Source organism: Christensenella intestinihominis, from assembly GCF_001678845.1.
Classification (GTDB): domain Bacteria; phylum Bacillota; class Clostridia; order Christensenellales; family Christensenellaceae; genus Christensenella; species Christensenella intestinihominis.
Genome location: NZ_MAIQ01000008.1, coordinates 21,419 through 33,421 on the forward strand (window position 1 = coordinate 21,419; position 12,003 = coordinate 33,421).

Below are 12,003 nucleotides of genomic sequence, written 5' to 3' on the forward strand. Positions count from 1 at the left end.
TTAAAAATGAAATCCGCGCCCCCTGAGCTTGCAGGGAACGCGGATTTTTGCTTGTATTTGCAATTCATTGAAAGTATAATATAATGCGTATAATTATTTACATAAGAAGGGCAGATGGAAACGATGTACCGATTTGCAGAACGTTTTGACGGTGTGGGCGGAAGCGAAATCCGCAAGATTTTTGGGCTCCTCGGGGTTCCGGGAATGATCTCTTTTGCGGGCGGAAATCCTTCCCCCGACCTTTTCCCGGCGGATACGCTCGCAGACATCAGCGAACAGGTAATTGTGGACGACGGCAGGTCCGTGCTCCAGTACGGGGGGACGATGGGCGTCGCGCATTTTATCGACGTGCTGAAGGAAAAAAACAAAGATATCATGAAAGAGGACGACGACCTCATCGTGCTTTCCGGCTCGTCCCAGGGAATCGATTTCTTTTCCCATACCATGATCGAAAAAGGCGATGTAATCCTTGCGGAATCCCCGTCGTTTTTGGGCGCGCTCCAAACCTTCCGGCTCGCGGACGCCGACATTAAAACGGTGGACCTTCAGGAAGACGGCCCGGATACGGAGATGCTCGAGGCGAAGATCAGGGAATATAATCCGAAGTTTTTCTATACGATCCCGACGTTCCAGAATCCGTCGGGCATCACCATGAGCACGGAAAAACGGCAGAGGGTGTACGACATCTGCAAACAGCACGGCGTGCTGATCCTGGAAGACGATCCCTATGCGGAGCTCCGCTATGAGGGCGAACCCCTCCCGAGCATCAAGGCGCTCGACGACTGCGGGCTCGTGTGCAGGCTTTCCAGCTTCTCCAAGACGATTTCCCCCGGCCTGCGCGTCGGTTACGCAATCGCCAACCGCGAGATCATCGCGAAATTCAACCTTTTAAAGCAGGGAGCGGACGTGCACACCTCCAACCTTTCGCAGACGCTCGTGATGAAATTCATTGAGCGCGGGCTCTACGAAGAACACGTCAGGATGCTGTGCGAAACCTACCAGGAGCACCGGGACGCGATGCTGCAGGCAATCGATATCTATTTCCCCGACGGGGTCAGCCATACCAAACCGGAGGGCGGCCTGTTCGTGTGGGTGACGCTTCCGGAATGGATGGACGCGCGCAAGCTGTTCGACGCCTGCGTGATGGAAAAAGTGGCCTTTGTGGCGGGAAGTCCCTTTTTTGCGGAGGGCGGCCATAACAATACGCTGCGTATGAATTTCTCCATGCCGTCCCTGGACCAGATCGAAACGGGTGTGGACCGCATGAGCAGGGTCATCCGCCAATACGAATTTTTGACGAAATAACCGAACGGATCAAGCAGAGGAGTTTTTGAATCGATGGCAGAAAACGTTTTTGATACATTACAGGAAAGAGGCTTTGTCAAGCAGACGACCCACGAAGGCCTGAAGGAAATGCTCGGCCGGGATAAAGTGAAGTTTTATGTCGGCTTTGACGCGACGGCGGACAGCCTCCACGTCGGCCATTTTGTACAGCTGATGGCTATGGCGCATATGCAGCGCGCAGGCCATACGCCGATCATTCTCGTGGGCGGTGGAACAACGATGATCGGCGACCCGAGCGGAAAATCCGATATGCGTAAGATGATGACCCGCGAGGTGATCGCGCACAATGCGGAGATATTTAAAAAGCAAATCGGCAGCTTCCTCGACGTTTCCGAGGGAAAAGCCATCATGGTGGATAATGCAGACTGGCTTTTAGACCTCAATTATGTGGAATTCCTGCGGGAAATCGGCACCTGCTTCTCCGTAAACAGGATGCTGACGGCGGAATGCTATAAACAGCGCCTTGAAAAAGGCCTCACATTCTTTGAGTTCAACTATATGCTGATGCAGGCGTACGACTTTCTGGTCTTAAACCGGAAATACGGCTGCACGCTCGAGATGGGCGGGGACGACCAATGGTCGAATATCCTCGCGGGGGCGGACCTCATCCGCCGGAAAGAGCGGAAGGAGGCGTACGGCCTCACGATCACCCTGCTCCTGAAGAGCGACGGCAAAAAGATGGGAAAGACGGAGTCGGGCGCCGTATGGCTCGATCCGGAAAAGACTTCCCCCTACGATTTTTACCAGTATTGGAGGAACGTTGCGGATGCGGACGTGCGGACGTGCCTGTCCCTGCTCACCTTCCTGCCGATGGACGAGGTAGAGCGCCTTTCGGCCCTCAAAGACAATGAGATCAACGATGCAAAAAAGATACTTGCGTTTGAGATAACAAAACAGGTGCACGGCGACAAGGCCGCGCATGAAGCGCAGAAGGCGGCGGAAGCGCTGTTTTCAGGCGGCGGCGAAGGGGGCAGCATCCCCACGACGGAGCTGACGGAAGCGCAGTGGAAAGAAAAACCGCAGCTCATCGACGTAATGGCCGTTTGCGGGCTCACGAAATCGCGCGGCGAAGGACGGCGCCTGATTACGCAGGGCGGCGTGCTCCTCAACGGGGAAAAGGTCACGGATGAATTCAGGGAACTGACGGAGGCGGACTTTGCGGACGGCGAAGCGATGATTAAAAAAGGCAAAAAGGTGTTCCACAGGGTCCTGATTCGTGGGTAAATTATGGAAAAACCGTATGTTTGCCTCTCCGGGGAAGCCGCAAGCGAGCTTGTAATCAAAAAATCGAGGTTTTTGTGCAGGCTTGTTCCCGTAGAGACGGAGCGGCAGGCGGCCGAAGTCCTCGGAGCGGTCAGGAAAGAGCATTATAACGCGCGGCATAATTGCTTTGCCATGATCCTCGGCCCGGCCCGGAATTTCGAGAAAAGCTCGGACGACGGGGAGCCGCAGGGCACGGCGGGCGTACCCATGCTGGAGGTGCTGCGGAAAAGCGGCCTCACCAACATCCTTGCGGTAGTCACGCGGTATTTCGGCGGGACGCTGCTCGGGGCGGGCGGCCTTGTGCGCGCCTACGGCGGGGCGGTATCGGCGGCGCTTCGCACGGCAAAGCGGGAAATGCATATCCCGGCGGTATCATTGCGGTTCCGGATCGATTATGCGGATTACGGAAAGCTGCAAAGCGTCGCTGCGGAATACGGCGCGAAGGTGGAAGCGGATTTCGGCGAAAAAGTCGAGGCGTGCGCGGTGTTCCGGCAGTCGGATTATCCCGCTGTGGCAAAAAAAATCACGGAAGCGTTTCTCGGCGCGGACGTATACGAAAAAGACGGCGAATGCTGTTTAACGGAACCGGTTACACAGCAGCAGCCGACGGAATAAATATCTTAATACGATTGGGGAATTTGGGTATGGAAATCAAATTTTTAGAGACAAGCGAGCTGAAGAAAAAACCTGAGGACGAAAGCAAGCTTGGTTTTGGGACGATTTTTTCGGATTATATGTTTCTTATGAAGTACACCGAGGGGCAGGGCTGGCATGATGCGGAAATCAAAAAATACGAGGATTTCAAGGTGTCGCCCGCCGCGACCGTTTTCCATTACGGGCAGGAGGTATTCGAGGGCCTGAAAGCATACCGCCAGGTAAACGGCGATATCGCGCTTTTCCGTGCGAAGGATAATTTCCGTCGGCTGAATAATTCGGCCAGGCGTCTTGCAATGCCGCAGATCGACGAAGATTTTGCACATCAGGCGCTGCGCGAGCTTGTAAAAATCGAGCAGGACTGGGTTCCGCATGAAAAGGGAACCTCCCTGTATATCCGCCCGAATTATATGGGCATGGACCCGTTTATCGGCGTTTCAGCCGCAAAGGAATATGTGTTTTATATCATGACAGGCCCGGTTGGCGCTTATTACGCGCACGGCCTCGCGCCGGTCAGGATTTTAATTGAAAAGGAGTATGTACGCGCTGCCAGGGGCGGCATGGGCTTTGCCAAAACGGCGGGCAATTATGCGGCCAGCCTCATTGCGGGGGTGGAAGCGCACGAAAAAGGCTGCGACCAGGTGCTGTGGCTGGACGCGGAGGAACGTAAATATGTGGAAGAAGTCGGTTCCATGAACATGATGTTTGTGATCGACGGCAAACTGGTAACACCCGATCTCGACGGAAGTATCCTGCCCGGGATCACGCGCTCGAGCGTAATTGCCATCGCGCGCGATATGGGCATCACCGTGGAAGAACGCAGGATTTCGATCGACGAAGTGATCGAAACGGCGAAATCCGGCGCGATGAGCGAAGCGTTCGGCACGGGAACGGCGGCGGTGGTAAGCCCCGTCGGGGAATTTGTATACGGGGAAGAAACAGTCACGGTTTCCGGTGGAAAGATGGGAAAACTCGCCCTCGAGTTTTACGACATCCTGACCGGCATCCAGTATGGGGAAATCGAAGACAAGTTCGGGTGGACGGAAAAAATCTAAATCCCCGTTCATTTTGGAGGTAATTTGGTTTGAAGAAAATAGTATCGATTCTACTCGCCGCCATCGTAGCGGTTACCCTGTGCATTTCCATGAGCGCCACGGCGCTTGCGGAAGGCAGCGTAAAGATTACGGCCAGCGTCAGCCCCAGCTCCCTCACAGGGGCGGGGACAGTATCCGTCAAGGTGACGGTGCAAAACGACACGGATTCCGAAATCAACGATGTTACGGTCGTTTTCCCGGGGGACGATTCCGAAAATATCGGGAGCATTCCGGCCGGGGATTCAAAGACGCGTTCCGACAGCGAGTGGAATGTGTCCGAGGATATGCTGGATACGGAGCTGGCCTTTTCGGCGACCTTTACGGACGCGAATGGAGACAGCCAGACGGTGAACACAAAAACGCTCACAATCTCGAAAAAAGAATCGACCGTTGCGGCGACCGCGACGGCGAGCGTTACCAAGGATGCAATCGAAAAAGGTGAAACAGTAAAGTTTACCTTCAAGTTAAAAAACGAAGGCAATGTGACGCTCGAGGATGCGTCGCTCAAAGCGCCGCCCCTCTCCGGCGGGGACCAGCTCGGGAAAACATTCTCCCTCGCGCCGGGCGAAACCAAAATCATGACGTGGGAAACCGCGCTCAGTGAAAGCGTCGACGTGAAACCCGTATTCAGTTATACGGCAAACGGCGATGAGGAAACCGCTAAGGCGGGGACGGTCTCCGTCACGGTTGGCGGGGAAGCGCAGGCAAGCGCGACTCCCGCGGCGGATTCGCTCGAGGTCGTCGCGACGGCAAACAATACGCAGGTGAAGGCGGGCGACAAGGTTTCCTTCGAGGTTACGGTGCGCAACCACGGGTCGCAGGACCTTAAGAACCTGAAAGTAACCGATGCAAACGGCAATAAGGTCACCTTCACGGGCACGCAGCTCAACGCGGGCAGCGCGGCGAAAGGAACGGCGGAGGTTACCGTACAGGAAACGGCAAGCTTTGTGTTCACCGCAACCGCGGAAGACGCGGACGGAAACAGCGTCAGGGCGGCCTCCGACCCGGTTAGCATCACGGTGGACTCCGCAGACCTCAGCAATGCCCTCACGATGGACGTTGCGTTCATTCCCGAGGTCAGCAAAGCCGGCCCCGTGGATTTCACGTTTAAGGTAAAGAACAACACCGGGCAGGAACTTAAGAACGTTGTCATAACGGAAGCGACGCTCGGCGAGATCGCGTCGATTCCCTCGATGACGGGGGCGGAACAGGATATCACGCAGCCGGTCCAGGTCGACCAGACGACCAGCTTCGTATTTACGATCTCCGGCGAGCTGCCCGACGGCACCCGCCTTGAATCACAGACGCAGCAGCCCGCCACGGTCACGGTGAAACAGTCCTTTGGCGGCATGAGCACCATGCTGATCCTGCTCCTGGTCGTAATCATCGCCATTGCGGCGGTTGCAATCGCGCTCGGCGTATTTATCCATAAAAACAAGAAAGCGGGCTATACCGCGTTTGGCAAACGCAGGGACGGCGGCACGGAGCCGCAGCAGCATCCGCGGCAGGGCGGCGGGAACCGTCCGGCCGGGCAGGGCGCAGGGCGCCAGCAGCGTCCGCCGCAGGTGAGCCAGCAGCGCCCGCGCAGCCAGATGCCGCGTGAAGAAATCGAGCCGCGTCGGCAGGCTCCGCGGCAGAGACAGCAAAAGCCCCCGGCGCCGAAAAAGGGCGGCAAGGGCTACAGCGACAGGAATAAGTTCTAAACGATAGAAAAAGACGCACCCGGCGCGGTGCGTCTTTTTTGTATCGGTAATCCTTCGGCCGGGGCCGCAGGGCGGCATGCTATTTACCGTCGGAATCGAGGATTTGTATTTCAAACTTATCGTACGGGAACTGGTCCACAAAATCATCCGGCCTGAAGGTTGCCTTGCGGAACAGGCCCAATTGTTTGGTGTGGTTGGTGTGCCACATCGGCACCTCGATATCAAATTCCTTGGCGAAATGCTCGATGCATTCAAGGATAGCCGCGGACATATCGTGCTTATCGCTTGAAAATGTATCCGCCTTGATTGTTTTACCGTTTTTATAGAGCTTTCCCCATAATGTCAGCATATTGTCCCGTCCTTTCCCGTCTTTCGTGCCGTCCCGGCGAAGCCCCTGTCCCTTGCCTTCCAAACGGCCCGGGTGCCTGCCGGTGCAAACGGCGCCCTTCCATTATATCGGATCGGGCGGCAAAAAGAAAGGCGCGGCACTTGAAAAAACTGCGCCAAACGTATAAAATAAACACCATATCATTAAGTATTCAGTATGGAGGATCAGGAGAATGGGAAAACCACTGGCATATAAGATTTTGAAAAACCATCTCGTTTCGGGGGAAATGGTTCCCGGAAACGAAATTTCCATCCGCATCGACTACACGCTTACGCAGGATTCCACGGGCACGATGGCCTACCTGCAGTTTGAAGCAATGGGCATCGACCGGGTGAAGACGAAACGCTCGGTCGCGTATATCGACCACAACACCCTGCAAAGCGGCTTTGAGAACGCGGACGACCACAATTATATCATGAGCGTGGCGAAGAAGCACGGCATTTACGCGTCCCGTCCCGGAAACGGCATTTGCCACCAGGTCAACCTGGAACGCTTCGGCGTGCCGGGGGCGACGCTGCTTGGCTCAGACAGCCACACGCCGACGGGCGGCGGCATCGGGATGATCGCCATCGGCGCGGGCGGCCTCGACGTTGCGGTCGCCATGGGCGGCGGCGCCTACTACCTGAATTGCCCGAAATTCGTTAATGTGGAACTCAAGGGCGAACTTCAGCCCGGCGTATCGGCAAAGGACGTGATCCTTGAAGTGCTGCGCGTCATGAGCGTAAAGGGCGGCGTAGGCAAAATCATCGAATATACCGGCGAAGGGGTCAAAACCCTTTCCGTTCCGGAGCGCGCAACCATCACCAATATGGGCGCGGAGCTCGGCGCGACCACCTCCATTTTCCCGAGCGACGAGGTGACGGAGGAATTCCTCGCGGCACAGGGCCGTGAAGCGGATTTCATCCCCCTTGCGGCGGATGCGGACGCGGAATACGACGAACATATCGTAATCGACCTGTCGGCGCTTACGCCGATGGCGGCCATGCCGCACAGCCCCGACAACGTAAAGACCATCGATGAAATCGGGAAAATCAAAGTGGACCAGGTGTGCATCGGAAGCTGCACCAACGCTTCCTACCGCGACCTGATGCGCGTGGCGGCTATCCTGAAAGGCAAAACGGTGAACCCGCATACCAGCCTCACAATTTCACCCGGCTCCAAGCAGGTCATGAATATGCTTGCGAAAAACGGAGCGCTTGCCGACATGATCGACGCGGGCGCGCGTATCCTTGAATGCGCGTGCGGGCCGTGCATCGGCATGGGCCAGTCCCCGGCGACGGACGCGGTGTCCGTGCGCACCTTCAACCGTAATTTCTTTGGGCGCAGCGGGACGAAGAGCGCAAGCGTATACCTCGTCAGCCCCGAAACTGCGGCGGTTACGGCAATTAACGGTTATCTTTCCGACGCGCGCAAGCTTGCGGACCTGTCCATCCTGGATGTGGAAATGCCCGCGAAATTTGAAGTGAACGACAATATGATTATCCCGCCCGCAGAGTGCGCCGCGGAGGTAGAGGTCATTCGCGGGCCCAACATCAAGCCGTTCCCGAAGCACGAGCCCCTCGCGGATGAAATTGAGGCGGAGGTGCTGCTCAAGATGGAAGACAACATCACCACAGACCATATTATGCCTTCCAACGCGAAGCTGCTTCCCTACCGCTCCAACATTCCGTATCTCGCGGATTACTGCCTCGCGCCGGTAGACGAAACGTTCCCCGCGCGTGCAAAAGAGGCCGGGAAATCGATCCTCGTCGCAGGCCAGAATTATGGGCAGGGTTCCTCGCGCGAACATGCCGCGCTTGCGCCGCTGTACCTTGGGGTCAAGGCGGTCATCGCCAAGAGTTTTGCGCGTATCCATATGGCCAACCTCATCAACAACGGCATTCTTCCGCTGACATTTGCCAATGAAGCGGATTACGACCGGATCGACAAGGGCGACGTGCTGAAGCTTACGGATGTGCGCGACAGCGTGGAAGGAAAAGAACGCTTCAATGTGGAGGACGAAACCAAGGGCCTGAGCTTTGAGGTGGTGCTCGACGCTTCCCCGCGCCTGCGTGACATGCTGCTTGCGGGCGGCCTCCTCAATTATACGAAAAATGCCAGCCAGTCATAAAAGGGGCGAAGGAAGGGGCGCTCTGCGCTCCCTTCCTTTTTATTGACATTTACTTGAGATTAGAATATCATTATACTGTCTTAATTTTGCTTACTATATTGCATCAGGGTCAGGCAGCATAGAATATCTGGAGGAGTTATGAGTATACACATCATGGGTACGGGCAGCTATCTGCCCGAAAAAGTGATGACCAATGAAGACTTTGAAAAAATCATAGATACGTCGGACGAGTGGATCACCAAGCGCACGGGCATCAAGCGTCGGCATTATGTTGAAAACGGCATGTGGAACAAGGACATGTGCGTTATTGCGGCAAACATCGCGATGAAAGAGGCGGGAATCACAAAGGACGACCTCGGCGGCATTATCGTCGCGTCCGTCACGAACGAAATGGGCGTTCCGTCCGTTGCCAGCCAAATCCAGCGCGAGCTTGGAATTCCCGAGGCAATCTGTTTCGACGTCAATTCCGCGTGCACGGGCTTCCTGTTTGCCCTGAAAGCGGCGGAAGGCCTTCTCCGTCCGGGCGGGAAACCGTTCCTCGTGTGCGGAAGCGAAACGCTGTCCCGTTTTATGAACATGGACGACCGCGCAAGCTGTATCCTTTTTGGGGACGGCGCGGGCGCAGTCGTTATTGAATACGGCGACAACATGGAATATTTCGAGGTATACTCCAAGCCGGATACGGACGGCCTTATCACGATTAACGGCATGAATACGCTCAAAGACGGGGTGGTGCAGCCTTCCTATGCGGGGCTCAAGGGCCGCGAGGTATACGTCTTTGCAACGCGCGAAGCGGAACGTGTCATCCGCGTGGCGCTCGAAAAAACCGGCAAACAGCCGGAGGAAATCGATTGGTTCCTGATGCACCAGTCAAATTACCGCATTACAAAAACGATCGCCCAACGGCTCGGTATGCCGATGGATAAGTTCTATTCCAATATAGACGATACGTCCAACACATCGGCGGCCAGTATTCCGATTGCGCTCGACCAGATGAATCAAAAGGGAATGCTGAAGAAGGGCGATAAGCTCGTCATCGCGGGCTTCGGAGGGGGGCTCTCTTCCGGGTGCGCGGTCTATGAATGGTAACAGCGCGAAAGCGTAACATAAAAATAAATTGTTTTCTTATGGAGGAAAATGAAATGATCTACGAAAAAATTGCCGAAATTATCAGCGACAAAATGGACATCGACGCAGACGAAATCACAATGGATTCCACGTTCGAGAGCCTCAAAATTGATTCCCTCGACATGGTGGAAATCGTGATGGACATCGAAGAAGAATTCGACGTTTCCGTTGAGGATGCGGAGAACCTGAAAAGCGTCGCGGACCTTGTAAAATACATCGAGGACAACAAATAAGAATGAGATAAACGGATGAGGAGGCGGACGCAAAATTTGATTTTGCGTCTGTCTGCTATCTTTTGGAGGAACGGAATTTTGGGTAAATTAGCGGTGCTCTTTGCGGGGCAGGGAGCGCAAAAGACCGGAATGGGTAAAAGCCTGTACGATAACGTAAGCGCGGCGCGGGATGTTTTTGACCGGGCCGAGGCGGTCTGCCCCGGCATTGCGGAGCTGTGTTTTACGGGCGATCAGGATGAGCTCAACCAAACCATCAACACCCAGCCTGCCGTATTCACGGTGGATTTTGCCGCATGGGCGGCGCTTGCCGCCGCGGGCGTAAAGCCGGATATGGGCGCGGGTTTTTCCCTCGGGGAATACGCGGCGGTTGCCGCGGCGGGCGTGCTTTCGTTTGAAGACGCGCTGAGGCTGGTCCTCCTGCGTGCGGAGTGGATGCAGGAAGCGGCGGAAGAGCATAGCGGCGCTATGGCGGCTGTGCTTGGGAAAACCGCGGATGAAGTGGAAGCGCTTGCGGCGCAGCTGCGGATCGACGGCGTGCTTCTCCCCGTAAACTATAATTGCCCGGGCCAGACGGTCGTCGCGGGCGATACGGACCGGATCGAAGCCATGATGGCCTATTGTAAAGAGAATAAAATCAAATGCAGGAAGCTCCCGGTAAACGGGGCGTTCCATTCGCCGCATATGCGGCAGGCGGCACAGAATATTTACGAAGAGATCAAAGACGCGGATTTTGCCGCCCCGCAGTTTACGCTGTATGCGAACCGGACGGGCAGGCCCTACGATCCCGCCGGTATGAAAACCACGATGGCCGAACAAACCGCAAATCCGGTGCTGTTCGAGCAATCTGTCCGTCTTATGCTTGAGGCGGGCGCGGATACCTTTGTAGAGGTCGGGCCGGGCAAAACCCTTGCGGGCTTTGTATCGCGCATCGGCAAAGAAGCCGCGGTTTATAATATTAATGATTTTGAATCTTACGAAAAAACAGTGGACGCGTTGAAATGACCTAACCGTTTACGGAACGAAAAAATAGAATTACTGAAAAATCATCCTTTTTTAAAGGGTGTCGTCAGGAATTAATCCATTTCATGAGCGGGAACGCGAAATGAAATAACCTATAGCAGGGGATCGTCGGGAAGGGGGCGCAGCCTCCGTCCCGAAGCACCATAAGGTGCGTTATGGAAAGGGAGGATAGAGACATGAGCACAGCACTCGTTACGGGCGCTTCGCGCGGCATCGGCAGGGAGCTTGCCCTGCGCCTTGCGGAAGAAGGCTACGACATCGTAGTCAACTACCTGTTTGAGGAAGAAGATTACGCGGGTACGGTTGCCGAAATCGAAAAAAAAGGTGTAAAAGCCGTTGCGGTCAAAGCCGACGTAAGCAAATTCAGCGAAGTCGAAGCGATGATGAAAAAAACGGTCGAGACGTTCGGAACCATCGACGTACTTGTCAATAACGCGGGAATCACGCGCGACGGGCTTCTTGCCCGCATGAAGGAAGAGGATTTTGACGCGGTCATAAACGTCAACCTCAAAAGCGTATTCAACTGCTGCCGTCATGCGGTGCCCTATATGATGAAGCAAAAGCACGGCAGGATTATCAATATGGCTTCGGTGGTCGGGCTTTGCGGCCAGGGCGGGCAGACGAACTACTCCGCTTCCAAGGCGGGGATGATCGGCTTCACAAAATCCCTCGCAAAGGAAATCGGCTCGCGCAACATTACGGTCAACGCGGTTGCCCCCGGCTTTGTGGAAACGCCGATGACAGACGCGATGCCGGAAAAGGCCCGCAATGAAATCCTCGGCAGCATCCCGCTGCGGCGCGGCGGTACGGTAAACGATATCGCGGATGCGGTGGCGTTCCTTGCGAGCGATCAGTCGGGGTATATCACGGGGCATGTGTTATCCGTGAACGGCGGCATGTACATGTAATTCCGCGCATTCGGCTGCGGCGCATATCGGCGCTTAGCGGCGACTCGCCTTGTGCGGCGCACGTTTATGTGCGCCTCCGCGTCTCGCTTGCTGCATCGCCAATCTGCATCCGCCCCGAATACGCTCGGTATAAGCAGGCAGGATGCTTCTTTGAGACG

At 55.5% G+C, this 12,003-nt stretch carries 11 protein-coding genes; 10 read left to right on the forward strand and 1 reads right to left on the reverse strand.

Going from position 1 to position 12,003, the window contains the following annotated elements:
• Positions 1-123 precede the first annotated feature (123 nt).
• Genes BBD38_RS10805 through BBD38_RS10825 form a run of 5 tightly spaced genes read left to right on the forward strand, consistent with a single transcriptional unit; the run spans position 124 to position 6,058 of the window.
• The gene (locus BBD38_RS10805; RefSeq protein ID WP_066688295.1) at positions 124-1,305 is read left to right on the forward strand and encodes an aminotransferase-like domain-containing protein; all 1,182 of its coding nucleotides are present in this window, start codon (positions 124-126) and stop codon (positions 1,303-1,305) included.
• Positions 1,306-1,338: 33 nt separating this feature from the next.
• The gene (gene tyrS / locus BBD38_RS10810; RefSeq protein ID WP_066688099.1) at positions 1,339-2,568 is read left to right on the forward strand and encodes a tyrosine--tRNA ligase; all 1,230 of its coding nucleotides are present in this window, start codon (positions 1,339-1,341) and stop codon (positions 2,566-2,568) included.
• Positions 2,569-2,571: 3 nt separating this feature from the next.
• On the forward strand, positions 2,572-3,222 hold the full coding sequence (locus tag BBD38_RS10815; RefSeq protein WP_066688101.1) for a YigZ family protein: 651 nt from the start codon (positions 2,572-2,574) through the stop codon (positions 3,220-3,222).
• 29 nt (positions 3,223-3,251) lie between these two features.
• Complete coding sequence (locus BBD38_RS10820; RefSeq protein WP_066688103.1) at positions 3,252-4,316, forward strand: branched-chain amino acid aminotransferase; 1,065 nt, start codon at positions 3,252-3,254, stop codon at positions 4,314-4,316.
• Positions 4,317-4,345: 29 nt separating this feature from the next.
• On the forward strand, positions 4,346-6,058 hold the full coding sequence (locus BBD38_RS10825) for a DUF7507 domain-containing protein (RefSeq protein ID WP_066688105.1): 1,713 nt from the start codon (positions 4,346-4,348) through the stop codon (positions 6,056-6,058).
• A gap of 79 nt (positions 6,059-6,137) precedes the next feature.
• Here the strand turns inward: BBD38_RS10825 and BBD38_RS10830 are convergent, their stop codons facing one another.
• Entirely contained in the window at positions 6,138-6,470 is a 333-nt protein-coding gene (locus BBD38_RS10830; RefSeq protein WP_066688109.1) for a hypothetical protein, read from the reverse strand.
• A 148-nt stretch (positions 6,471-6,618) separates the two neighbouring features.
• On the opposite strand from BBD38_RS10830, the gene BBD38_RS10835 reads away from it, so the two are divergent.
• The 5 genes from BBD38_RS10835 (at position 6,619) to fabG (ending at position 11,845) form a co-directional block, all read left to right on the forward strand.
• Positions 6,619-8,556 carry an aconitate hydratase gene (locus tag BBD38_RS10835; RefSeq protein ID WP_066688110.1) on the forward strand — a complete coding sequence of 646 codons (1,938 nt, stop codon included), beginning with the start codon at positions 6,619-6,621 and terminating at the stop codon, positions 8,554-8,556.
• Between the two features lie 138 nt (positions 8,557-8,694).
• Positions 8,695-9,645, forward strand: coding sequence for a 3-oxoacyl-ACP synthase III family protein (locus BBD38_RS10840; protein WP_066688111.1), 951 nt, complete (start codon positions 8,695-8,697; stop codon positions 9,643-9,645).
• A 53-nt stretch (positions 9,646-9,698) separates the two neighbouring features.
• The gene (locus BBD38_RS10845; RefSeq protein ID WP_066523299.1) at positions 9,699-9,917 is read left to right on the forward strand and encodes an acyl carrier protein; all 219 of its coding nucleotides are present in this window, start codon (positions 9,699-9,701) and stop codon (positions 9,915-9,917) included.
• A 78-nt stretch (positions 9,918-9,995) separates the two neighbouring features.
• The gene (locus BBD38_RS10850; protein ID WP_066688112.1) at positions 9,996-10,919 is read left to right on the forward strand and encodes an ACP S-malonyltransferase; all 924 of its coding nucleotides are present in this window, start codon (positions 9,996-9,998) and stop codon (positions 10,917-10,919) included.
• Between the two features lie 194 nt (positions 10,920-11,113).
• A complete protein-coding gene (fabG, locus tag BBD38_RS10855) occupies positions 11,114-11,845 on the forward strand; it encodes a 3-oxoacyl-[acyl-carrier-protein] reductase (RefSeq protein WP_066688114.1) in 732 nt (243 codons plus the stop codon).
• The last annotated feature ends 158 nt before the right edge of the window (positions 11,846-12,003 follow it).